General features: G+C 26.1%; 24 protein-coding genes and 1 pseudogene. 23 read left to right on the forward strand and 2 right to left on the reverse strand.

Going from position 1 to position 23426, the window contains the following annotated elements:
• Window positions 1-106: 106 nt before the first annotated feature.
• Window positions 107-1408, forward strand: a complete 1302-nt coding sequence (locus ACFYH6_RS03495) for a hypothetical protein (protein WP_416179080.1) — start codon at window positions 107-109, stop codon at window positions 1406-1408.
• A 113-nt stretch (window positions 1409-1521) separates the two neighbouring features.
• Here ACFYH6_RS03495 and ACFYH6_RS03500 read toward each other — a convergent pair whose 3' ends face one another.
• Entirely contained in the window at window positions 1522-2100 is a 579-nt protein-coding gene (locus ACFYH6_RS03500) for a sigma-70 family RNA polymerase sigma factor (RefSeq protein WP_416179079.1), read from the reverse strand.
• Window positions 2101-2438: 338 nt separating this feature from the next.
• On the opposite strand from ACFYH6_RS03500, the gene ACFYH6_RS03505 reads away from it, so the two are divergent.
• The 16 genes from ACFYH6_RS03505 to ACFYH6_RS03580 all read left to right on the forward strand — a co-directional run bounded on the left by ACFYH6_RS03505 (window position 2439) and on the right by ACFYH6_RS03580 (window position 18045).
• Window positions 2439-3149, forward strand: coding sequence for a CpsB/CapC family capsule biosynthesis tyrosine phosphatase (locus ACFYH6_RS03505; protein WP_416179078.1), 711 nt, complete (start codon window positions 2439-2441; stop codon window positions 3147-3149).
• A 354-nt stretch (window positions 3150-3503) separates the two neighbouring features.
• Window positions 3504-4181, forward strand: a complete 678-nt coding sequence (locus tag ACFYH6_RS03510) for a YveK family protein (protein WP_416179077.1) — start codon at window positions 3504-3506, stop codon at window positions 4179-4181.
• An 8-nt stretch (window positions 4182-4189) separates the two neighbouring features.
• The gene (locus ACFYH6_RS03515; protein ID WP_416179076.1) at window positions 4190-4843 is read left to right on the forward strand and encodes a CpsD/CapB family tyrosine-protein kinase; all 654 of its coding nucleotides are present in this window, start codon (window positions 4190-4192) and stop codon (window positions 4841-4843) included.
• A 344-nt stretch (window positions 4844-5187) separates the two neighbouring features.
• On the forward strand, window positions 5188-5955 hold the full coding sequence (locus tag ACFYH6_RS03520; RefSeq protein WP_416179075.1) for a tyrosine-protein phosphatase: 768 nt from the start codon (window positions 5188-5190) through the stop codon (window positions 5953-5955).
• A gap of 28 nt (window positions 5956-5983) precedes the next feature.
• Complete coding sequence (locus ACFYH6_RS03525) at window positions 5984-6649, forward strand: sugar transferase (protein ID WP_416179074.1); 666 nt, start codon at window positions 5984-5986, stop codon at window positions 6647-6649.
• 2 nt (window positions 6650-6651) lie between these two features.
• Window positions 6652-7524, forward strand: coding sequence for a glycosyltransferase (locus ACFYH6_RS03530; RefSeq protein WP_416179073.1), 873 nt, complete (start codon window positions 6652-6654; stop codon window positions 7522-7524).
• Window positions 7521-8432, forward strand: coding sequence for a glucose-1-phosphate thymidylyltransferase RfbA (gene rfbA / locus ACFYH6_RS03535; RefSeq protein WP_416179072.1), 912 nt, complete (start codon window positions 7521-7523; stop codon window positions 8430-8432). The genes ACFYH6_RS03530 and rfbA overlap by 4 nt, the downstream gene beginning before the upstream one ends.
• Window positions 8433-8999 carry a dTDP-4-dehydrorhamnose 3,5-epimerase gene (gene rfbC / locus ACFYH6_RS03540; RefSeq protein WP_416179071.1) on the forward strand — a complete coding sequence of 189 codons (567 nt, stop codon included), beginning with the start codon at window positions 8433-8435 and terminating at the stop codon, window positions 8997-8999.
• Between the two features lie 11 nt (window positions 9000-9010).
• Window positions 9011-9904: a dTDP-4-dehydrorhamnose reductase gene (rfbD, locus tag ACFYH6_RS03545; RefSeq protein ID WP_416179070.1), complete on the forward strand. Its 894-nt coding sequence runs from the start codon at window positions 9011-9013 to the stop codon at window positions 9902-9904.
• Between the two features lie 32 nt (window positions 9905-9936).
• The gene (gene rfbB, locus ACFYH6_RS03550) at window positions 9937-10992 is read left to right on the forward strand and encodes a dTDP-glucose 4,6-dehydratase (RefSeq protein ID WP_416179069.1); all 1056 of its coding nucleotides are present in this window, start codon (window positions 9937-9939) and stop codon (window positions 10990-10992) included.
• 11 nt (window positions 10993-11003) lie between these two features.
• On the forward strand, window positions 11004-12008 hold the full coding sequence (locus ACFYH6_RS03555; RefSeq protein ID WP_416179068.1) for a glycosyltransferase family 2 protein: 1005 nt from the start codon (window positions 11004-11006) through the stop codon (window positions 12006-12008).
• A gap of 26 nt (window positions 12009-12034) precedes the next feature.
• Window positions 12035-12886, forward strand: a complete 852-nt coding sequence (locus tag ACFYH6_RS03560; protein ID WP_416179067.1) for a glycosyltransferase family 2 protein — start codon at window positions 12035-12037, stop codon at window positions 12884-12886.
• Between the two features lie 103 nt (window positions 12887-12989).
• The gene (locus ACFYH6_RS03565) at window positions 12990-13904 is read left to right on the forward strand and encodes a glycosyltransferase (protein WP_416179066.1); all 915 of its coding nucleotides are present in this window, start codon (window positions 12990-12992) and stop codon (window positions 13902-13904) included.
• Entirely contained in the window at window positions 13888-15156 is a 1269-nt protein-coding gene (locus tag ACFYH6_RS03570) for an O-antigen ligase family protein (protein ID WP_416179065.1), read from the forward strand. Before ACFYH6_RS03565 ends, ACFYH6_RS03570 begins: the two co-directional genes overlap by 17 nt.
• A gap of 63 nt (window positions 15157-15219) precedes the next feature.
• Window positions 15220-16509 (forward strand): nucleotide sugar dehydrogenase, encoded by a 1290-nt coding sequence (locus ACFYH6_RS03575; protein WP_416179064.1) that lies wholly within the window; start codon window positions 15220-15222, stop codon window positions 16507-16509.
• Window positions 16510-16599: 90 nt separating this feature from the next.
• Window positions 16600-18045 (forward strand): flippase, encoded by a 1446-nt coding sequence (locus ACFYH6_RS03580; RefSeq protein ID WP_416179063.1) that lies wholly within the window; start codon window positions 16600-16602, stop codon window positions 18043-18045.
• A 59-nt stretch (window positions 18046-18104) separates the two neighbouring features.
• On the opposite strand, the pseudogene ACFYH6_RS03585 reads toward ACFYH6_RS03580, so the two are convergent.
• Window positions 18105-18647: pseudogene (locus ACFYH6_RS03585) on the reverse strand (IS3 family transposase); the annotation flags it as partial.
• A gap of 175 nt (window positions 18648-18822) precedes the next feature.
• Between ACFYH6_RS03585 and ACFYH6_RS03590 the strand changes: the two are divergent.
• The 6 genes from ACFYH6_RS03590 to ACFYH6_RS03615 all read left to right on the forward strand — a co-directional run bounded on the left by ACFYH6_RS03590 (window position 18823) and on the right by ACFYH6_RS03615 (window position 23424).
• Window positions 18823-19398: a hypothetical protein gene (locus tag ACFYH6_RS03590; protein ID WP_416179062.1), complete on the forward strand. Its 576-nt coding sequence runs from the start codon at window positions 18823-18825 to the stop codon at window positions 19396-19398.
• Window positions 19385-19765, forward strand: coding sequence for a hypothetical protein (locus ACFYH6_RS03595; RefSeq protein WP_416179061.1), 381 nt, complete (start codon window positions 19385-19387; stop codon window positions 19763-19765). The genes ACFYH6_RS03590 and ACFYH6_RS03595 overlap by 14 nt, the downstream gene beginning before the upstream one ends.
• 233 nt (window positions 19766-19998) lie before the next feature.
• Window positions 19999-20709, forward strand: a complete 711-nt coding sequence (locus ACFYH6_RS03600) for a Fic family protein (RefSeq protein ID WP_416179060.1) — start codon at window positions 19999-20001, stop codon at window positions 20707-20709.
• Between the two features lie 246 nt (window positions 20710-20955).
• Complete coding sequence (locus ACFYH6_RS03605) at window positions 20956-21288, forward strand: single-stranded DNA-binding protein (RefSeq protein ID WP_416179059.1); 333 nt, start codon at window positions 20956-20958, stop codon at window positions 21286-21288.
• Between the two features lie 20 nt (window positions 21289-21308).
• Window positions 21309-21899 carry an REP-associated tyrosine transposase gene (locus ACFYH6_RS03610; RefSeq protein WP_416179058.1) on the forward strand — a complete coding sequence of 197 codons (591 nt, stop codon included), beginning with the start codon at window positions 21309-21311 and terminating at the stop codon, window positions 21897-21899.
• Window positions 21877-23424 carry a YifB family Mg chelatase-like AAA ATPase gene (locus tag ACFYH6_RS03615; RefSeq protein WP_416246473.1) on the forward strand — a complete coding sequence of 516 codons (1548 nt, stop codon included), beginning with the start codon at window positions 21877-21879 and terminating at the stop codon, window positions 23422-23424. Before ACFYH6_RS03610 ends, ACFYH6_RS03615 begins: the two co-directional genes overlap by 23 nt.
• Window positions 23425-23426: the final 2 nt, after the last annotated feature.

The raw sequence follows: 23426 nt of genomic DNA on the forward strand, positions 1-23426 counted from the left end.
TAATTTCCTTTTAATATCTACATTTTCATCAATAAAAATTGAGAAAGTTAATGAAAGAAATTATAATAAAAGGAGAATAATAATATTTTAATAATGGGGGAACAATATGCTGAAAAATTTTATAGACTATAATTTATATTTATTTAAAATAAAGAGAATAGAAGTAATAATAGTTATAATAGATTTATTACTATTCATTACATCAACTTATACATTAATAAGCAGTTGGGATGAGTTATTTATTGAAAATAACAACGGTAAAGCAATAATATTTGTTCTCTTAGGAACTATAATAAAATTTATATATGATTTATATAATATTATTTCAGAAATAAGAGACAGTATGGATTTAAGATACGGATATATAAAGTCAGATATTCAGGAAAAAATATATAATGAAGTGAAAATAGAAAATAGCTTAACTAGTGATTACATAATAGAAGATATCTATCTTCCTTCAGGTAAAAAAGAAAGAGTACTTCGAAGCAAGAGTTTAGATAACTATATAAGAGAAGGAAATTTTGAACTATTAGAATCTCGAAATATGGAGAGGAATATAAATAAGTTTATAAAAGAAAATAAGGAGGATTTACTTCCATTTTTAAAATTCAATTATAGGCTTTCTAATTTCTATGGAAAGATGTTTTTTAATGAGAAAAAATTATGTATTTCCAAAGATATAGTGATAAATCCTAATGAGAAAAAGGTTTATTGTCACAAAGGCACGTATTACGATACATATTTAACTAATATAATTTCAGGAAAAGAATTAAGATCTAATGAAGATAATAAATTAATTGCATCAGCTGAAGATTTTATGCCAGTAATAAAAAAGAATGATGAATATTATTTAAAGGATATTACATCATCTGTTATGAATAACGAAATTGGTATAAGTACAGTAGCTATTACTAGTGATAATTATTTAGTGATTTGGACACAAAATAGAGTGGCTCAATCTAGTGCTGGACTTTTAGTACCAACAGGAAGTGGCTCATGTGATTGGTCAGATATTAGAGGAAAAAGTTTTACTGATACTATAGTTTATGCAATGAATAGGGAACTTTGGGAAGAAAATGGAGGGAAATTATTATGCAAATCTCCAGAAGAAATTGGAGAAACTAAGATTTTAGGAACCTTCAGATGGATTAATAAAGGTGGGAAATCAGAGTTCGTTGGACTTACTAAGGTTAATAGAGATTTAATATCCTTTGCTCAAAATAAAAAAGAAGTTTTCGATAGAGAAGAATACTTAATAAATAGCGCTGATGATTTAATAAACAAGATAGAGGATTTATTAAAAAAAGATAATATATCAGTACCACTTTATGTTAATTTACAAGTAATTAGAGAATATGCTAGATATAATAAAGATGAAATTGAGGAACTTTTAAAGAAAAAAGTATAGACATAAAATAATAATATATTTTAAATTAAACCTTATTTTATAAAGAGTAAAAGTTAAGCATGAAGCTGAAATTTTACTCTTTATATTTTTACCCCAAATTAAAATATTAAATCTTAATTATACTCCTTTAAAATAATCTTAAGCTTAGTTAAAGCCCTTTTCTTTAAACAAGAACAATAATAATAATCCTTATTCCTAAGCTTTGAATACCGAGAAAGGTTTGAAGTTTCATTTTCAATATATAAAAAATTAATAATATCCCTTTCCTCATAGTCAAGTTTATCTAAGGCAGCATTAATTTCACTATAAACAATAGAATTAGTAACATCCTGTTCTATATCTATACATTCATCAATTATACTATCAGCTACCTCAATATCAGGAGCATTATAAAGAGGTAAATTCAAACTCATTTCATCATTATACTTTGCTTCACTTCTTATAAGACTTACATATCCATTTTTTATACTCCAAAGGGCATATGAACTAAAACCACTACTAGGTCTAGATAAATCAAATAGATTTATAGCTTTTATTAAATGGATAATTCCTATTTGAATTAAATCTTCAAAAGTCCTATTTTTTAAAAATACTTTTTTACTTTCTTTAATTATTAAAGGATAGTACATCTTAATTATTTCTTCTTTTGCAGCATTATCATTATTTTTTGCTTTTCTTATTAGATCTTCCATAAGCTATCACTCCTAACATATTATTCATAAAGTAAGTACCTATTTATAATTAGAATTGAGAATTTATATGAAAAAAAGTTAGACATAATAAAAATTTTTACTGGCTTTTTCAAAGTAAAAATTTAAAGTGAATATATTTTGAATTAAAGCTTCATTAAAAATGCTTAAAATTAACTTAATATTTCAAAGTGTGTCTTTATTTCTTTACAGAATTTTCACAAATGGTAAAATATGAATTTTTTATGTAAAATAATGTAGCACGAAAATATTAGCCAAATTAGGAAAAAAGTCCTATAATTAATTTTGCCGAAAAAATTAAAGTCAGGGGTGAAAATATTATGTTTGCTAGCCTAATTTTAAAGGAATTAATCGTGGAGAATGAATTTAATGTAATTAATTTATTAGAAAAAGTTGAAAGACTAAGTAAATATGGAATTACACGATTAATAATTGCTCCATTTTATTATGATGAAGAATCTAAAAGTTCTATAGAGGAAGTTAAATTAGTAGTAGAAGATTTAAATTTATATTTAAGTGAAAAAGCCTTAAATTTAAAGCTTTATCCTGCAAATATAATAAGGGACAACTTTGATAATATTAAAGATTTTGTTGAGGGGAAAATAGGCAGTATAAATGATAATAAATACGTTTTATTAAGCCCAGATGAAAGCAATACAATAAAAGAATTAGTAGAAATCATATATGAATTTAACCTAAGAGATTATACTCCAATTATATTTGGACCAGAAAAAATTAAAGAAATAACAGATGATAGCAAAAACATAAATAAATTATTAAAGGAAAATTGCTTATTACAGTTAGATTTAGGAAGTATAAATGGGGAGTATGGGAAAAAGGTATTAAAAACAGCTAAAGATTTAAAGAAAAAAGATGTTTATAGCTTTATAGGTTTTGAAGATGATGTAAAGAAAGAGTATATTAACAAAGAGGTTGAATGGATTAGTAAAAAGGGACTATTCGCATTAACTAAAAATGGGGAAGTTAGCAAAAGAATAAAGGTTAAAAAGAAGATATTTGGAAGATTTTAGCCTAAAACTAAAAAATTATAGTATCAGAATATATATATATTAAAAAAAATAAATTTTTTATTTAGTTAATATTATACAAATGTTAATTCAATTAAAATTTATATTTAAATATCACCTTGTTTATAGAAATAGTAGTAATTTTAATTGTTACACAATGCTAAATTGTCACATTATGCCGATAAATTTTGAAAAATTATTAAAATATTGTGATATAATGTTTTATATAATTAAAAGCAATAGTAATTATTATAGAACAAAATGTTCATATTAAATATATATAACTATGAAACTATATATTTAATTTTTTAACTAAGGCTTATTGGACATTATTAGTATTTGATAGGAGGAAAAAAGTTGGAAGAGCAAGTGATAAGGTTAGATGAGTTATTTGAAGCTCTCAAAAAAAGGTGGCTAATGATACTTTCAATTACATTAATAGCAACAATATTATCAGCAGCATTAAGTTTTTTTGTAATCAAGCCTCAATATGAAGCAAGTACAAAAGTTTTTATTGGTAAGGATGAAAGTGATAGTCAAGCTTATAGTCAAAATGATGTACTTATGTATCAAAAACTTATGAAGACATATTCTGAAGCAATAAAAACAAAAGATTTAATTTCTAGGGGATTAAGAGGGACTAGTATTAATTTAGAAGCTAATGAAGTTTTAAATAATTTAACAGTAGTAACAGTAGCAGATACTCAAATATTACAAATTAAATATAAGAGTAGGAATCCGCAAGAAGCTAAGGCTATTATAGAAGGGGTTTCAGATGAATTTATAAAAACCTCTAAGGAATTAGTTCCTAATGGGAATATAAAAGTAATAGAAAAAGTAGAACTTCCCCAAAATCCAGTTAGTCCAAATAAAAAGATGAATATTGCAATAGCCTTTTTATTAGGATTAATGGTTGGAGTTGGATTAGCATTTTTATTAGAATTCTTAGATAATACCTTTAAAAATAAGGACCAATTAGAAAGAGAATTCCAAATTCCTGTAATAGGATCAATACCTACAGTAAAGGAGTCTTAGGAGAAATTATGTTTATAGTTGAAAAGGAACCTAAGTCTATAGCAGCAGAAAGCTATAGAACATTAAGAACAAATATACAGTACTCATCTTTTGATAAAGAATATAGAGTAATAGTTGTAACAAGCTCAGAGCCAGGAGAAGGTAAATCTACTACATCAGGAAATTTAGCTTTATGTATGGCTCAAGGAGATAAAAAAGTTATTTTAATAGATTGTGATTTAAGAAAGCCAAGCTTACATAAAAAGTTTAAGGTTTCAAATCTAGTTGGGTTATCAGATGTAATTATAGGTAAATCGGATTTAGCAACTGCTATGCATAGGTATAATAAAAATTTAGTTTTACTTACATCAGGTAAAATACCTCCAAATCCATCTGAAATGCTTTCATCAAAGGCAATGGAAAATCTATTAGAATCTTTAAAAGATACCTTTGATTATATTATTTTAGATACTCCACCAGTACAAGCAGTTACAGATTCACAAATTTTATCTACTAAATCAGATGGAACTATATTAGTAGTTAGAGCAGAAAGAACAAAAAAAGATTCAGTTGAAAATGCAGTTAATCTCTTAAAAAAGGTAAATGCAAATATTATAGGAACAGTTTTAAATGGAATAGACGTAAGTAGAAATAAATACTACTACTATTACGGGGAAAAGTAACATCAATGCACAATGCATAATTAAGGTTAAAACTCTTACAGAGTTTTGTAAAATTAAAGAATGAAGAGCTTCTTTGCTGAAGCAAAATCAGCATGAAAGAATGAAGGATTAAATTCCTTTGGAATTTAGAAATTTTCATAATTCAGCTTGCCTGAATTATTTCAACAATTATGCATTATCAATTATCAATTATGCATTAATTAAAGTGCATTATCAATTATGAATTATTCATTGATTAAAGGATAGTTTTAAGTATTAACAGTAAAAATATATCAAATTTAGGTAATAATAGAATTTAAAATGTGTAAATTAAATATAAATTAAACGAAAGAGTGGGTGGTGCTATGGTAGATCTGCATTCTCATTTGATTTGGGCCATTGATGATGGTTCTAAGTCTAGGGAGATGACAATTAATATGTTAAGGCAGGCAGTAGAGGGTGGCACTAAGAAATTAGTGCTGACACCACATTACATGCCAGGACATTATGAAGTACCTAATATTAAAGTAAAGGAAAGAAAGAAAGATATAGAGCTTTTAGTTAAAGAGCTTGATTTAGACCTAGAGATTTATTGTGGACAAGAAGTTTATTTTAATGAAAAAATTTTAGATAACTTTGAAGATAAGCTTATTGGCACAATTAATGATTCTAGATATATGCTAATTGAGTTTAATATGAGAAGCTTTTCTATTAAAGAAGTTACTGAGATTTTATATGAGCTACAGATAAAAGGAATTGTGCCTGTTATTGCACATCCAGAAAGATATATTAAGTTTATAAAAAATCCTTCTTTAATAAATGAGTTTGTTAGGGAAGGTTTTCTTTTTCAATTGAATATAGGAAGTATAACTGGAGAGTTTGGAAAAGAGGTTAAGAAAACAGCAGAGCTTTTCTTGAAGAATAGAATTTATAGCTTTTTTGGTTCTGATGCCCATAGGGATGAAAAGAGAAATCCTAATATGGTAGAGGGAATTGAAATTTTAAAAGCTATAAATAAAAAGTATTTTAATTACTTAAGAATATCAGGAGAAGAACTTTTAGATAATAAAGAAATTAAATTTGTGGGGAATTTAATAAAAGAGAAAAAGGGATTATTAGGAATATTTAAATAATAATTATGAGAGTTAAGGGGGAATGAGTATGGAAAGACTTCAGTTAGATGATGAAAGCAATATTGAGATCATATCTAAAGATGACAGTGCAATATATAGATTATTAAAAAGGTTTTTAGACATAGTTTTGTCTTCAATAGGATTAGTAATTTTAAGCCCAGTATTATTAATTGTGGCTATTTTAATAAAATTAGAATCTAAGGGACCAGCTTTTTATTCTCATAAAAGATTAGGAAAAAATAGAGAGTATATTAATCTATACAAATTTAGATCAATGCATGAAAATTCTAAAGAGATTTTTGAAACATTTACTGAAGAACAAAAGAAAGAGTACTATGAAAATTTTAAACTTGAAAATGATCCTAGGGTAACTAAAATAGGAAATTTTATAAGAAAAACTAGTATAGATGAATTACCACAATTAATAAATGTTATTAAGGGTGATATGAGCTTAGTTGGACCTAGACCAATAGTTGAAGATGAAGTCATAAAATATGGACAATATGCAGATAAATTTTTCTCTGTAATACCTGGTGTTACTGGATACTGGCAGGCCAATGGAAGAAGTGATACTACTTATGATGAAAGAGTTCAAATGGATATGTATTATATAGACAATAGATCATTAATTATGGATTTTAAAATTGTACTTGATACTGTGGTTTCAGTTATAAGAAAAGAAGGAGCAATGTAAATATGAATATTTCTATAATATGTCCTTTGTATAATGCAGAAGCTTATATAGAAGATTTATATGAGAAAATACAGCAACAAGAAAATGTAAATATAGTAGAGATAAAGTTTATTCTTACAGATAGTTCTGATAATACAGAGAAAAAGTTAATAAATAATAATATAAATTATAAAAAAATAGATAAGAGTAGTTTTTCCCACAGCATTATTAGAGAGAGAGAAGCTTTAGAAGCCATTGGAGAAATTATAGTATTTATTACACAAGACATTAAAATATCCAATAAACTTTGGCTATATAATTTAGTTGAAGGAATAGAAAATGGAGAATGTGAAGCAAGTTTCAGTAGGCAAATAGCATATGGTAATCATACCATTGAAAAATATACAAGAGAGATTAACTATCCTAAAGAATCGAGAGTAGTAGCAAAGAAAGATGTAGAAAGATTAGGATTAATGGCATTTTTCTTCTCAGATGCTTCATCAGCAATATTAAAGAAAACATTTATTGATTTAAATGGATATGATGGTAAGAACTTATCTACAAATGAGGATATGTATTTTGCTTACAAATTAATCATGAATAATTATAAGATTAAATATGCATCAGATTCTGAAGTTATACATTCTCATGAGTTAACTTTTAAAGAAACCTTTTGTAGATATAAAGATATAGGAATATTCTTTAGAGAAAATGATTATTTAAATCAATTTGGGACTAATGAGCGAGGGTTTGATGTATTATTTTATATTCTAAGAAGAATAGTTGAAGAGAAGAGAGTATTCTTAATACCAAAGATATTTTTAAACTTTTTTGCTAGATTTATAGGGATGAAAATTGGTAAATATAAAGGACGTGGAGAGGAGAGTTTAGTTTGAAGGGAATTATTTTAGCTGGTGGTTCTGGAACAAGGTTATATCCAGTAACAAAGGCAATGTCAAAGCAAATGGTACCATTATATGATAAGCCAATGATATATTATCCAATGTCTATATTGATGTTGGCTGGAATTAGAGAAATACTGATTATTTCGACACCTAGAGATATAGTTAATTTCAAAGAATTATTTAAGGATGGGTCAGAATTAGGAATTAAAATTGAATATGCAATTCAAGAACAACCAAATGGTTTAGCAGAAGCATTTATTATCGGTGAAGATTTTATTGGTGATGATAATGTTGCTATGATTTTAGGAGATAATATATTTTATGGACAAAGCTTTTCTAATCATTTAAAAGAAGCAGCATCTTTGGAAAAAGGGGCAATGATATTTGGATATTATGTTCAAGATCCAAGATCCTTTGGAGTAGTTGAATTTGATGAAAATAATAATGTGCTTTCTTTAGAGGAAAAACCTGAAAAACCAAAATCTAAATATGCAGTTCCAGGACTTTATTTCTATGATAATTCTGTAGTTAAAAAAGCTAAGGAATTAGCACCATCAGATAGAGGAGAACTTGAAATAACTGATTTAAATAAAGTGTATATGGAAGAAGGAAATTTAAAAGTTAATTTGTTAGGGCGTGGAATGGCTTGGCTTGATACAGGAACTCATGCATCAATGTTACAGGCATCTAATTTTGTAGAAGCGGTTCAAAATACTCAAGGAACTTATATAGCTTGCTTAGAAGAAATAGCTTATAGACAAAAATGGATAAGCACGGAAGAAGTAATACAACTTGCAAAACCATTAATGAAAACTGGATATGGAAAGTATCTAGTTGATATTGTTGATGAATTAGAAAAAATAAAATCAGAGGTTGCAGCTACAAGGGAGTATAGGTAAATGAGTAATTTTAATTTCATAGAAACAAAAATAAAAGACTTATACATAATAGAACCTAAGGTATTTGGAGATAATAGGGGCTATTTTATGGAAAGTTATAATAAAAAAGCTTTTGAAGAAGCTGGTTTAACAATGGATTTTGTACAAGATAATGAATCTAAGTCTAAAAAAGGAGTGCTTAGAGGAATGCATTTCCAAACTAAGCATACTCAAGGAAAACTTGTTAGGGTAACTGAAGGAGCTGTTTATGATTTTGCTGTAGACTTAAGAAAAGGCTCTCCTACCTTCGGAATGTGGGAAGGAGTTTTATTAACTTCTGAAAATAAAAAGCAATTTTATGTTCCAGAAGGCTTTGCTCATGGTTTTTTAGTTGTTTCAGAAACAGCTACTTTTAATTATAAATGCACCGATTTTTATGCACCAAAATATGATAGCGGGCTCCTTTGGAATGATCCAGAGGTAGGAATAGAGTGGCCATTAGAAGGAATTGAAGAAATTCTTTTATCAGAAAAAGATAAAAAACAAAAAACTTTAAAAGAATTAGATTTACCTTTTGAATATAAGTAAGGAGAATTTCTATGAAGATATTAATAACAGGATCTAAGGGACAATTAGGAAATGAGCTTCAAAGGATAATTAAAACTGGTGATGCTGAAATAGGAAAAGTTAATGAAAATATAAAAAACTCTGAAGTTTTTGCTTTAGATGTAGAAGAATTAGATATAACTAAATTAGAAGATGTTAAAAGAGTTTTAAATGAAATTAAGCCAAATGTAGTTATAAACTGTGCAGCAGCAACTAATGTAGATGGTTGTGAAAGCAATCAAGATTTAGCTTTTAAAATAAATGCTATTGGACCTAGAAATTTAGCAATTGCTTCTGAAGAAATAGGATCAAAATTAGTTCAGGTTTCAACAGATTATGTATTTAGTGGAGTTGGTGAAACACCTTTAACTGAATTTGATTTAACAGCACCATATAGTGTTTATGGAAAAACTAAGCTTAAGGGTGAAGAGTATGTTAGAGAGTTTTCTTCAAAGTATTATATAGTAAGAACAGCATGGCTTTATGGCTATGTAGGAAAGAACTTTGTATATACTATGATGAACTTAGGAGCTCAAAAAGAGTCTTTAAGCGTAGTAAATGATCAACTTGGAAATCCAACAAATGCTAATGATTTAGCATATCACATATTAAAACTTATAGAAACTGAAGAGTATGGAGTATATCACTGTACAGGAAAAGGCGAGTGTAGTTGGTATGACTTTGCATCAGAAATAATGAATCTTTCTGGAAGAGATTGCAAAGTAAATTCATGTACTTCAGAAGAATATAAGAATATGTATCCAAATTCAGCTAAGAGACCAGAGTATTCATCTTTAGATAATATGATGTTAAGATGCACTGTTGGTGATGAGATGAGAGATTGGCGAGATGCCTTAATAACTTTTATGAATAATATAGAAAAATAATATTATAACTTATTTGAAATGGAGATAGAAGTATGAAAACTTATTTAGTAACTGGTGGAGCCGGTTTTATAGGCTCAAACTTTGTTTTATATATGCTTAAGAAATATAAAGATATAAGAATTATAAACTTAGATAAATTAACTTATGCAGGTAATCTAGAGAATTTAAAGAGTATTGAAGGAGATTCAAGACATATATTTGTTCAAGGAGATATATGTGATGCAGAATTAGTATCTTCACTATTTGAAAAATATGAAATTGATTATGTAGCTCACTTTGCAGCTGAATCTCATGTTGATAGAAGTATAAAGGAACCAGAAATATTTGCGAAGACTAATGTTTTAGGTACAGTAAACTTATTAAACTGCGCGAAAAATGCATGGGAAACTGAAGATGGATGGAAAGAAGGAGTTAAGTTCTTACATGTTTCAACGGATGAAGTATATGGTTCACTTGGAGAAACAGGATACTTTATGGAAACTACTCCATTAGATCCTCATAGCCCATATTCAGCAAGTAAAGCTGGATCAGATATGATGGTTAAGGCATATGGAGATACTTATAAAATGCCAGTTAATATAACAAGATGTTCTAATAACTACGGACCATTCCAATTCCCAGAAAAATTAATACCACTTCTTATTAATAATTGTCTTCAATTAAAGGACCTACCTATATATGGTGATGGACTTAATATAAGAGACTGGTTATATGTTGAAGATCATGCTAAAGCAATAGATATGGTTATTAATAATGGAAGACTTGGTGAAGTTTATAATGTTGGTGGACATAATGAAAGAACTAATATCCAAATAGTAGATACAGTTATTAATTATATAAATGAGAATGTAGATAGTAAAGTAACTGAGAACTTAAAGAAATTTGTTGAAGATAGAAAAGGTCATGATAGAAGATATGGAATAGACCCAAGTAAGATAAAAGAAGAACTTGGATGGTATCCAGAAACTACTTTTGAAGTTGGAATAGTTAAAACCATTAAGTGGTATTTAGATAATAAAAAATGGATAAATAACGTAACATCAGGTAGTTACAAAAATTATTATGAAAAAATGTATGAAAATAAATAAGGAATTACGATATGGATTTAATAAGTTTAGTAATAATAAATTATAACAATAAATCTTATTTAAGAAGATGTTTAAACTCAATTTTAAATCAAACTTATAAAAATCTAGAGATAATTTTTATTGATAATGAATCAAAAGATGGGTCATATGATTTTATGCAAGAAGAATATTCTAATGAAAATATTATTCTAATTAGTAATAGTATTAATAATGGATATTCAGGTGCAGCAAATCAAGGAATAAAATTATCAAAAGGTAAATATGTTATGATTTTAAATCCAGATATTATTATGGAAGAGGATTTTATAGAAAAAATGTATGGATTTATAGAATCTGATGAAAGAATTGGAGCATTGTCAGGAAAATTACTAAAGTATGATTTTAAAAATGATAAAAAACTTAATTATATAGATAGTACAGGAATAATAATGTTTAAAAGTACTAGATGTGTAGACAGAGGACAAAATGAAGAGGATTTAGGTCAATATGATAAGATAGAACAAGTTTTCGGTGTCTGTGGTGCAGCACCAATGTATAGAAGAAGTGCATTAGAAAAAGTAAAGATTTTTGATGAATATTTTGATGAGGATTTTTTTGCATATAAGGAAGATATAGACCTATCTTGGAGATTAAATTTAGCGGGATATAAAAATATGTATTATCCTAAAGCAATAGCGTATCATGGTAGAGGATTAGGAAGTAGTAATGGCGGAATATTAAATTTTATAAGGAATAGAAAAAGTCAATCAGAATTTCTAAGAGGTATATCAAATAGAAATCATATAATGATGCTATGGAAAAACAATGTGAATGATTTTCTGAATAAATATAAATTGTATATTTTAAAAAGACAAATTTTATTAATAGTTTATATGCTTATATATGAAAGATTTAATATTAAATATTATATCCAGGCGAGAAAGTTAAAATTTAAAATTATTAGGAAAAGAGAAGAATTTATAAGGATATCAAAAAGTCAAAATTTCAAAACAGATATAGAAAAAATAATTAAGTGATTAATTATTTTAAGAGGTGTAGTTTTATGGTAAGTGTAATTATTCCAACATATAACAGAGCAGATACGTTAAAAGAATCTATAGTAAGTGTAATAAATCAAGGGGATTATATAAATGAAATAATAATAATTGATGATAACTCCAGTGATTGTACTGAGAAAATAGTAAAATCATTAAATGATTCTAGAATAATTTATAAAAAACTAAATAAATCTGTTGGAGCATGCAATGCAAGAAATATTGGCATAAATTTAAGTAGTTATGATTATATTGCGTTTCATGATAGTGATGATATTTGGTGCCAAGGTAAGATAGAAAAGCAAATTAATATATTAAAGAATAAAAAAGTAGATATAGTTTGCTCAGGATTTAATAAATATTATAATGATAATGTAACTTATATAGGACGAGATATTGAGTCTGAAGATATTTATAAAGAGTTGCTAAAAGAAAACTTTATAGGAACTCCAACTATATTTGGTAAAAAAGAATGTTTTAAAAGTAATATGTTTGATTCTAGTATGCCAAGATTTCAAGATTGGGAATTGATGATTAGGTTATCAAAGAAATACAAAGTATATTTTTTGAATGAGCCTCTAGTTAATGCTTATGTTCAAGAAAATAGTATATCTAAAAAGGTTTTAGATGGAGCACAAGCATTAAAAATTATTTTGAAGAAAAATATGGAGGAAATCTCTTGTAATAAGGTTCTTCTAGAAAGTTATTATCGTAGGATAGGGGTATATTCCTTAGAAACAAATGACTATCATAAATATTTTTATGAAGCTATAAAAGCTAATAAAAGCATTAAGTCTATAATAGATTATATATTATCATTATTTCACTTCAAATCATTGTTAAAAAGGATACATAATTAGTGAAATTCATACAAGATTTTAATAATAGATTTTAATTTGTAATTATAGTATAAAAAGTAAATTTTTATATTCAAATATTTAATAAGAAAAGGGAATAAGTTATATGGAAAAAATATGTTTTGTTATATTACATTACATGTCTTATAAAGATACTGTTGAATGTGTTGAATCAATATTAAATAATGTTAATTATAATAATTATAATATTATAGTAGTTGATAATAATTCGAGTAATGACTCAGGAAAGAAGCTTATTAATAGATATACTTTGAATGATTTAGTAGAAATAATAATAAATAATAAAAATTTAGGATTTGCAAAAGGCAATAATATAGGGTATAAGATTGCAAAAGAAAAATATAATGCAGAATTTATAGTAGCTATAAACAATGACACTATAATTGAACAAAAGGAATTTTTAAATCTAATAATAGAACAATATAAAGAAAGTAGATTTTATTTATTAGGACCAGATATATTATCTGCTGACGGAATTCATCAAAATCCACAACGACTTGAAGGAATGAAGTTAGAAGAAGTAGAAAATTTAATACAATTTTATACTAAGCAATATTTGAAAAATAAGATTATTGATATTTTTAAGATTCATAGCTTAGGAGTAAGAATAAAAAAAACAATGGGTAAAAATAACAATATTCAAACAAAAGAAAATGTTATATATGAAAATAAAGTTATGGATAATGTTCAATTACATGGTTCATGTATTATATTTTCTCCATTATATATTATGAATCTTGATTATGCATTTTATCCAGAAACTTATATGTATGGAGAAGAAGACATACTTTTCTATTTATGCAAAATTAATAACTATAAAATAATATTTGATCCTAAAATAAAAATTTTTCATAAAGAAGATGTAAGTACTAACTATGTACTAAATAATGAAATAAAAAAAAGATTATTTGTTATGAAAAATGGAAAAGAATCTATGGTTATATTAAAAAGAATAATGTTAACCAATAAATTGAGGAGTAATAATGAAGAGAATTTATAAACTGATTATATTACTTATTTTATTACTTGAAGCTAGATTTTTTTATTTATTTAAGTTTCCAGATATTATAGATAAATATAATACATATCATGTGAAAATAATTATATTTATAATCACTATAGTTACTATAATATTCTTTTTAATAACAAGAAGATATAAGTATATAAAAGATAAAACTTTATTTTCAAATAATATAATTCTATTTTTAATTTTAGTATTTTTTGAAACTATTCTTAGCTATATTAATTATTCACAGTATGGACAAACGGTTATGGATACAATATGGATGAGTTATTACTTTTATATAATTTTGTTATATTATATATTAGTATATTTAGACATAAAGTTTAATGATGATAGTTATAAAAGAATTATAACAATATTCTCACTTATATTATCAATAATTTTCATAGTTCAATCAATTTTATATAATAGTGATGGATTATTAATAGTTAAAATATCTGAATTATCACTTAATGGAATTGAAAGTAGATTGGGAAGAATTAGGTTAACTTATCCTTCAACAATAATAAGCTTTTCTATAATTTTATCTGCTGGTAGGATATTGAATAAGAGAGAAGAAAAGAAAGATTTATATAAAATAATTGATATTCTAAATGTAATTTTGGGATGTATATATATAGTATATGTTTCTCAAACACGTGCATTAATAGTTTATATTTTTATTAGCATTATAATTATGTTTATATTTAGAAATGGACGAAATATAAAAAGATTGCTAATTAGTTTTTTATTATTAGTATCAGTAATTATTGTAATTTTAAATTTAAGTATAACAAAAGAATATATTAATACTTTTAATGATACAGATAACAGTATAAGTACAATTGCTAGAAAAGGAGCAATAGAGTATTTTATAAAAAAAGGTAGTGAAAATATTGTTTTTGGGAGTGGGTTTATAGGTTCTAATCAAGATAGTGAACTATTTTATATTGCTAGAGGTGAATATGGTATTTATAGCACTACAGATGTTGGAATAATTGGTTATTATTCCTCTTTTGGAATACTAGGATTATTATTATATATATCATTAATTTTGAAATTAATGAAGATAATAAAGAAATTAATAGTAACTAAAAGAATTAATTATTGTATAGAGTTAATTGGAATGTTTATTTTTCTAGTATTTAGTTCTGGAACACTAATAGTTATGGATAAACAAAGGATAATACTTTTACCGTTTATATTAGCAATTTTTAACAATGAATTTTATAAGGATAAAGAAATATAAGTTATTATAATGGGACTAATTTAATATAATATCAGGCGTGAATTTGAATAAAGGAGTAATAAAATGAATGATATAAAAGTTTCAGTAGTAGGATTAGGATATGTAGGAATGCCATTAGCAATAGAGTTTGCTAAAAAAATACCAGTTGTTGGGTTTGATGTAAATGAGTCAAAAATAGAAAAATATAAAAATGGTATTGATGTTACTAATGAAGTTGGTGATGAAGCAATAAAAAATACAAAAGTTTATTTTACAAGAGATGAAAGTAAATTGAAAAATTGTAATTTTCATATTATTGCAGTACCGACTCCAGTTAAAGAAGATTGTACGCCAGATTTATCACCAGTTATTGGAGCAAGTGAAATTGTTGGAAGAAATTTAAGTAAGGGATCTATAGTTGTTTATGAATCAACTGTTTATCCAGGTGTAACAGAAGAGGTATGCGTAGCTATATTAGAGAAATTTTCAGGATTAAAATGTGGACAAGATTTTAAAGTAGGCTACTCTCCAGAAAGAATAAATCCAGGTGATAAAATTCATAGATTAACTACTATTACTAAAATTGTATCGGGGATGGATAAGGAAAGTTTAGATATAATAGCAGCTACCTATGAATTAATCATAGAAGCAGGTGTTTATAGAGCTGAAAGTATAAAAGTTGCTGAAGCAGCTAAAGTTATTGAAAATTCACAAAGAGATATAAATATAGCATTTGTAAATGAGATTTCTATAATTTTTAATAAGTTAGGAATTAATACGCAAGCTGTACTTAAAGCAGCAGGAACAAAGTGGAATTTTCTTAAATTTAATCCAGGATTAGTGGGAGGCCATTGTATAGGTGTAGATCCATATTATTTAACATATAAAGCATCTCAAGTAGGATATGATTCTAAAGTAATATTATCTGGAAGAAAAATTAATGATAGAATGGGAGAGTTTGTAGCTGATAATATAGTAAAGAATTTGATCAAATTAGATAAAAAAGTCAAAGGTTCAAAGGTTGCTATCTTAGGTATAACTTTTAAGGAAGATTGCCCTGACGTAAGAAATACTAAAGTTATAGATATTATAAATAATCTTAAAGAGTATGATATAGAATGCCTAGTTTCAGATCCAGTTGCAGACAGGGACGAGGTTTATAATGAGTATGGAATAGAATTAGTAAAATTAAATAAATTAAGCGATTTAGATGCAATAGTAGTAGCAGTTTCTCATTCAGAATATAGAAGTATAAAATTAGAAAACTTGATTGAGTTATATTCACAAGATAAAGGGAAACTTTTTGTGGATATTAAGGGCATATTTAATAAGATTGAATTAGTAGAGAAAGATATTAAATATTGGTCTTTATAAAATTTTATATAAATATATTTTATATCTTATAATTTATTAAATGTCGGATTTATAGATTAATAAATAGCTAGTCGATAGAAGGAGTTAAATATGAGTATATTGAAAAATTATATATATAATACTATATATCAAATAATGCTATTAATAGTTCCGTTAATTACGATGCCATATTTAACAAGAATATTTTCTCCAAATCAAACAGGATTAAATGCATATACTTCATCAATAGTAACTTATTTTATGTTATTTGGTTTATTAGGAATACAAATGTATGGAAATAGGCAAATTGCTTATGTAAGAGATAGCAAAGAAAAATTAACTGAGACTTTTTGGAGTTTATATTTAATTCAATTAACAACAACAATACTATCTGTTGTTGCATATTTACTTTTTTCATTCATATTTATAAAAGAATATAGAAATATATATTTAGTTCAAGGTTTAGCTTTAATAAGTAGCGTAATGGATATTTCATGGTTTTTTATGGGGCTCGAGGATTTTAAAAAAGTGTCTATAAGAAATATGATTGTGAAATTAAGTGGATTAATTGGAATATTTTTATTTGTAAGAACTTCAGAGGATTTAGTGCTATATATTTTTATTAATAATTTAGTTAGTATTTTAGGAATGCTAGTTATGTGGAGATATGTTCCTAAATATGTTTATAATATTAAAATTGATATAAAATTAATGAAAAAAACATTAATACCATTATTAGTTTTATTTTTACCTCAAATATCTTCTCAGGTTTATACAGTGTTATCCAGAACATTAATTGGAATTTTTTCAACTACAGATCAAGTTTCTTTCTATGATTATTCACAAAAAATAGTGAGAATAGTATTGGCATTAATAACTTCAGTAGGAACAGTATTGATGCCTAGAGTATCTAATTTAAATTCAAATGGGAAAAAAGAAGAAATTAATAATTTTGTATCAAAAGCATTCATTTTTATTTCATATATCTCAGTACCAATGGCTTTCGGGTTAATGGGAGTTTCTGAAAATTTAATTTCTTGGTTTTTGGGAAAAGAATATTTTGAGGTTGGAAAATTAGCTTCAATAAGTTCTATAATAATAATTGCAGTGAGTTGGGCAAATATAATAGGAATTCAATATTTGGTTGCTACAAGGCAGGAAAATAAATATACTTTATCAGTTATAATATCCTCTGTACTAAGTATATTAACAAATATAATTGTTATTCCTAAATTAGGTGCGTTAGGAGCAGTTATATCACTTATTGTAGCTGAATTTAGTGGAAGTATAATTCAATTGATTTTAGTAAGAAAACAATTAAAGATTACTAATATGCTCTTAAGTACAGTTAAATATATTATAGCAGGATTAATAATGATAATGATAATAATGCCTATTGGGAATATAATTGAAAATAAGGTATTAGCAAACTTGATTCAAGTTATAATTGGTATGATAATTTATATTGGTATAATTGCAATGACAAAAGATAGGGTGCAAAATGAAATGTTAAAGATGGTATTAAGCATAATAAATAGAAGAATTTTAAGAAAGTAGGAGCAAGTAGCAAGTGGGATGCAAGTGAACTGCTCCCAAAAAGTTAGACATTATTAAGTTTAATAATTTAGAAGGACTTGATTTCTGTACTCTACAGGACTAAGTCCTTTTAACTTTGCTTTGATTCTATTATTATTGTAATAATAAATATATTCATGAAGTTCTTCAATAAAATGCTCTAAGCTCTGAAATTTTTGTAAATATAGCAACTCAGATTTCAAATGACCAAAGAAATTTTCTATAACAGCATTATCCAAGCAATTACCTTTTCCTGACATACTTTGAGTAATACCTTTTTTCTTCAGCATCCTTTGATATGGCTTAATTTGATAATGCCAACCTTGATCTGAATGAAGTATTAGTTTTGTGTTATTTGGTAAATTTTCAAATGCTTTTGTTAGCATACTAGATACTAAATCAAAAGTTGGTCTATATCCAATATTGTAACTTACTATTTCTCCATTAAACAAATCTAAAATAGGGGATAAATATACTTTTTGACCGAACAGATTGAATTCTGTAATATCCGTTACCCATTTTAAATTTGGCTTATCCACCTTAAAATCACGTTTTAAAACCAAGTGGGATGCAAGGCACCCCACAAGCACCCCCGGGCAAAAAAAATTCTTCGTTAAATTTGTGTTTAGCGAATAAGATAGTGTAAGCAGATGAAAGGGAAAATCATCTGTTTTTTTATTTGGTAAAAGTTAATATAAAAAGATTAATATTTTAGGGTATAATATAGATATAGAGTTATTTAGTAGGAGGAAAAAAAGTTTGGATAGTTTAAATTTATTCTCTAATATTAGTTTGCTTAATAAAGAAAAGTTGAATGATATTTTTGAATACTTAAATAGCAGGTTAAGAGATAATCAATTACAATTAGAAATAACAATTTATGGTGGAACAGTAATGACAATGGTTTATGATAATAGACCAGCAACAAGAGATATAGACTGTGTATTTAGTGAAATAAACATAAGTATTTTAAATAATATATTAGATGATACAAAATTTGTATTTAATTTATCAGATAACTGGATTAACGAAGAGATTAAAGAACCTCTAAAGTATATAATAAAAGAAGAAAAAGAGATATTTAAACAATATTCAAATTTACAAATTCTAAAGCCTAATGCTAAACAATTATTAGCAATGAAAGTATTAGCTGCAAGACCAGAGCCTGCAAAAGATTTTGTTGATTGTTATATACTTTGTAAAGATTTAAATATTAAAACAAAAGAGGAATTAATAAATATAGTCTCTCAGTATATACCTTTATCATTAATAGGAGAAAGACAAAGAACATTCATTATGTATTTAGGAGAGGATTTAGGTTATGATTGGAAATAAGTATTTAAAAGAACTTTATAATTATAATGATAGAGATACAAGTATAAATCAATTGTTGGAAATTTTAAAATTTAAAGATAAAGATTTCATTAATAGTTTATATGAAGAAGAAGTAAATATAGATTTATTAAATGAAAAAGAAAAAGAATTTGTGATTATATCAGTAAGTTTAATTGATCATTTTCTACAAATATATAATTTAGATGTGCCAAATTGGATAAGGGATGAAAGATTAAGTTTTACCTTCCCATATTACTATAATAGGAGATTAAGTGACTTTGAAAAAGTAAAATTATTATTTACTAACCCAAGTCCTTTTAGATTAAGAAACGTGTACTTTGATTTAAATTCAATAGTAAGAATATAAAGCACCTCACAAGCACCACGGGAAAAATCAGTTCTTAGTTAAATTTGTATTTATTATATTTTGCATAACAAGAATAGAGCAGATGAAGGCAAAAATTCATCTGTTTTTATTTTATAAAAAATTTAAAGAGGATATAATAAATAGAGAACTTAATATTTAATGTGAGAAATATAATGGAATTTAATATAGAAGATATAAGAAAATATATTAGGTAATGAGGTGTATATAGAAAAATGGAGAGCGAACAGTATGATAGATTTTTAAGGGTATTAAGGGAGACAAAAGGAATTCACAATTCTTTAAATGAAATTTTGAAATACGATTTTATATATAATTCAAATAAAATAGAGGGAAGTACATTTACAATAGAAGCACTTCAACTTTTATTTGAAAAAAATATAGTAATGGGAGTTCATACTTTAGATGATGTTCAAGAAACTGTTAATTCTTTCTATACTTTTGATATGGTATTAGATAAAATAGATGAAAATCTCACTTTAGAAATGATAAAAGAATGGCATGCTAGTTTAATGTATAGAACAAGATTGTATGATATGGGATTAGCAGGAGTATTTAAAAAATATCAAAATAGAATACTTGGAGCTAAATTTGATACTGCGAATCCTTGGGAAGTTGAAGATAAGTTAAATGCGCTTATAGAAAATTTTTATAGTTTAAAGGAAGTTACAATTTACGATATAGCAAAATTCCATTTTGAATTTGAATGTATACATCCATTTCAAGATGGGAATGGTAGAATAGGCAGATTTATATATTTAAAACAATTATTAGATAATAGGTTAGATTTAAAATATATGAATGGTGAATCTTCAGATGAATATAAAAGGGCCTTAGAAGAATCAACATTTGATAATATAAAACCATTAGTTGATTATATAGAAATGCAAAAGGATTTTATAAAAGAGAATGAAAAATTGTTTTAGCAGGTGAAAGTAAAAAGTCACCTGTTTTTTATTATACGAGGAATTTATAAAAATATTACCCTGTAAATAATTTTTTGTAAATTCCTTTCCTTCAGTATATGAGGAGATAGATATTATATTCTGGCGACTTGGAGCCTGCGAGGTCGCAAAGAATATAATATTTATCTCCTTTTTTATTTTATCATTGAATAAGAATGTATGTTCTTGTTAATAATCTAGATAGATTATTAATTGGAGGTAAAAATAATGAATAGAGTAACTTTAATTGGAAATGTTGTTAGGGAGTTGGAATTGAAAAACTATAGTAATTTAGATGAAAAAGGAAGCTATGTACAGTTTACTTTAGCAATAAATGATTATAGAAATAAAGAGAAAGAAGCTATTTTTATAAATGTGGTTTCTTTTGGAAAGCAAGCAGAAATACTAGCAAAGTATTTATCTAAAGGAAGAAGAATAGCAGTAGAAGGAAAATTGAATAATGTAAATTATGTAAATAGTAAAGGTGAAAAGAAACATAGTTTAAATGTAATTTTAGATGAATTTCAGTTTTTAGATAGTAAAAAAGAAGAAGTCATTTAAGTACTAAGTGGAGTTAAGGTATGACTTATAAAAAAAGAGAATGGTGGCCAGGAATAGTCTTACATATAACTGCTAGAGGAAATCATAGAAATGATATTTTTAGAGATGAAGAAGATTTTCAAATATATTTAGGTTTAATAAAAGAAGCTATAGAATTTTATAATGGAGATTTTGAAGTTTATGCATATTGTTTAATGGATAATCACGTTCATTTACTTATAAAATGTAATGAAAAACATATATCTTTATTTATATCAAGGATTCATAGCTTATATGCAAAGATATTTAATAAGAAATATAGATATATAGGATATCTTTTTCAAAATAGATATTATACAGAAGTGATTGAAAATGATTCACAATTCTTAGAAACCTGTAGATACATACATTTAAATCCAATAAAAGCAAAGATGGTTAAAAAACCAGAAGATTATCAGTGGAGTAGCTATAGTATTACTATAGGAGTAAAAGAAGAAAAAGCGCTAAAGTATGAAAAAATATTAAATTATTTTAAGGGCGAAGAATCTAGATTATTATATAGAACTTTTGTAGAAAGTTTAATAAAAAATAATTTATCTGAGGAGGAAAATGAAGTTGGCATCAGTAGTTAAAAGTTTTGCTATATCAGGAATTGATGCTTATGTAGTAAATATTGAAAGTGATACTATATATGGTCAGCCTTCTGTTACTATAGTAGGCCTTGGAGATGCAGCGGTAAAAGAGGCTAGGCAAAGATTAGAAGCAGCGATAAATCACGAAAAATATGATTTTCCTAAAATGAAGGTAGTTATTAATTTAGCACCTGGAGATATTAAAAAGAGTGGATCTCACTTTGATTTAGGAATGGCTATAGGAATCTTAATTCAAACATTACAAATACAGGTTGATGAAGTAAATAGCTTTGGATTTATAGGAGAGTTATCTTTAAATGGAGAATTAAGGCCATGTTCAGGGGTGCTACCAATGGTTATAGAAGCAAAAAGAAATGGAATAAACAATATAATTGTGCCTAAGGATAATTTGTTAGAAGCTGCATTAGTAAGTGGAATAAATGTTTTTGCCTTTGATAATTTGAAAGATGTATTAAACTTTTTAGAAGATAAAAGTAAGTATAATATAAAATTAGATGATTATAAGGAAGAACATAAAATAACAAGAGAATATTTATTGGATTTTGAAGATGTACAAGGACAAGATTCGGTAATAGAGTATATGGTTATAGCTTCAGCTGGAGGGCATAACATCATAATGTCAGGTTCACCGGGATGTGGAAAATCAATGATTGCAAAGAGAATACCTACAATTTTACCTAATATGACAGAGAAAGAAGCTTTAGAGGTTACAAAAATTTATAGTGTTGCAGGATTGCTAAAAAATAAAGGAAGTTTAATAACTCAAAGACCATTTAGAGCTCCACATCATAATGCATCAATGAATGCTTTAATAGGTGGAGGTAATAATGCTATGCCTGGGGAAATATCACTAGCACATAATGGAGTTTTATTTCTTGATGAAATAGCAGAATTTAATAAAAGAACTTTAGATGCTTTGAGGCAGCCTATGGAAGATAATATTGTTACTGTATCTAGGGTTAAGAGTACTAATACATATCCAGCAAATTTTATGGTTGTTGCAGCTATGAATCCTTGTCCTTGTGGATATTATGGAGAAAGTAAGTGTAGATGTACAGATTACGAAGTTTTGAAATATAGACAAAAATTATCTGGGCCAATATTAGATAGGATAGATATTCAAAAATATGCACAATCCGTAGATTTTATGGATTTATCACTATATAAAAAGGGGAAGAATTCTAGTGATTTAAGAGAAATCGTTGAAAAAGCTAGACGTGTACAAAGAGAAAGATATAAAAGTATTGAAAAGATAAATTCTAATTCAGAAATGACTCCAGCCATGATAAGAGAATTCTGTACTTTGGATAATGAATGTAAAAATATTATTCAAATGGCTTATGACAGATTTCAATTTAGTGCAAGATCTTATTATAAGTATTTAAAGGTAGCTAGAACTTTTGCTGATATTGAGGGAGCTAAAAATATAAGAAAACAGGATATATTAAAAGCTCTTATGAGTAGAGATTTAGATAATGAAGAATCTAAAATGATAGTTGTATAAAG

Origin of the sequence: Clostridium sp. HCS.1, from assembly GCF_047900555.1 — a bacterium.
Classification (GTDB): domain Bacteria; phylum Bacillota; class Clostridia; order Clostridiales; family Clostridiaceae; genus Clostridium.

Bases quoted from the DNA above. Each gene is read 5' to 3' on its own strand.
- ACFYH6_RS03610 (WP_416179058.1), top strand. From the start codon at position 21,309: ATGACTTATAAAAAAAGAGAATGGTGGCCAGGAATAGTCTTACATATA.
- ACFYH6_RS03580 (WP_416179063.1), top strand. From the start codon at position 16,600: ATGAGTATATTGAAAAATTATATATATAATACTATATATCAAATAATG.
- ACFYH6_RS03530 (WP_416179073.1), top strand. From the start codon at position 6,652: ATGAATATTTCTATAATATGTCCTTTGTATAATGCAGAAGCTTATATA.
- rfbB (WP_416179069.1), top strand. From the start codon at position 9,937: ATGAAAACTTATTTAGTAACTGGTGGAGCCGGTTTTATAGGCTCAAAC.
- ACFYH6_RS03560 (WP_416179067.1), top strand. From the start codon at position 12,035: ATGGTAAGTGTAATTATTCCAACATATAACAGAGCAGATACGTTAAAA.
- ACFYH6_RS03565 (WP_416179066.1), top strand. From the start codon at position 12,990: ATGGAAAAAATATGTTTTGTTATATTACATTACATGTCTTATAAAGAT.
- ACFYH6_RS03555 (WP_416179068.1), top strand. From the start codon at position 11,004: ATGGATTTAATAAGTTTAGTAATAATAAATTATAACAATAAATCTTAT.
- ACFYH6_RS03615 (WP_416246473.1), top strand. From the start codon at position 21,877: ATGAAGTTGGCATCAGTAGTTAAAAGTTTTGCTATATCAGGAATTGAT.
- ACFYH6_RS03595 (WP_416179061.1), top strand. From the start codon at position 19,385: ATGATTGGAAATAAGTATTTAAAAGAACTTTATAATTATAATGATAGA.
- rfbC (WP_416179071.1), top strand. From the start codon at position 8,433: ATGAGTAATTTTAATTTCATAGAAACAAAAATAAAAGACTTATACATA.
- ACFYH6_RS03570 (WP_416179065.1), top strand. From the start codon at position 13,888: ATGAAGAGAATTTATAAACTGATTATATTACTTATTTTATTACTTGAA.
- ACFYH6_RS03505 (WP_416179078.1), top strand. From the start codon at position 2,439: ATGTTTGCTAGCCTAATTTTAAAGGAATTAATCGTGGAGAATGAATTT.
- rfbD (WP_416179070.1), top strand. From the start codon at position 9,011: ATGAAGATATTAATAACAGGATCTAAGGGACAATTAGGAAATGAGCTT.
- ACFYH6_RS03495 (WP_416179080.1), top strand. From the start codon at position 107: ATGCTGAAAAATTTTATAGACTATAATTTATATTTATTTAAAATAAAG.
- ACFYH6_RS03525 (WP_416179074.1), top strand. From the start codon at position 5,984: ATGGAAAGACTTCAGTTAGATGATGAAAGCAATATTGAGATCATATCT.
- ACFYH6_RS03520 (WP_416179075.1), top strand. From the start codon at position 5,188: ATGGTAGATCTGCATTCTCATTTGATTTGGGCCATTGATGATGGTTCT.
- ACFYH6_RS03600 (WP_416179060.1), top strand. From the start codon at position 19,999: ATGGAGAGCGAACAGTATGATAGATTTTTAAGGGTATTAAGGGAGACA.
- ACFYH6_RS03500 (WP_416179079.1), bottom strand. From the start codon at position 2,100: ATGGAAGATCTAATAAGAAAAGCAAAAAATAATGATAATGCTGCAAAA.
- ACFYH6_RS03605 (WP_416179059.1), top strand. From the start codon at position 20,956: ATGAATAGAGTAACTTTAATTGGAAATGTTGTTAGGGAGTTGGAATTG.
- ACFYH6_RS03575 (WP_416179064.1), top strand. From the start codon at position 15,220: ATGAATGATATAAAAGTTTCAGTAGTAGGATTAGGATATGTAGGAATG.
- ACFYH6_RS03515 (WP_416179076.1), top strand. From the start codon at position 4,190: ATGTTTATAGTTGAAAAGGAACCTAAGTCTATAGCAGCAGAAAGCTAT.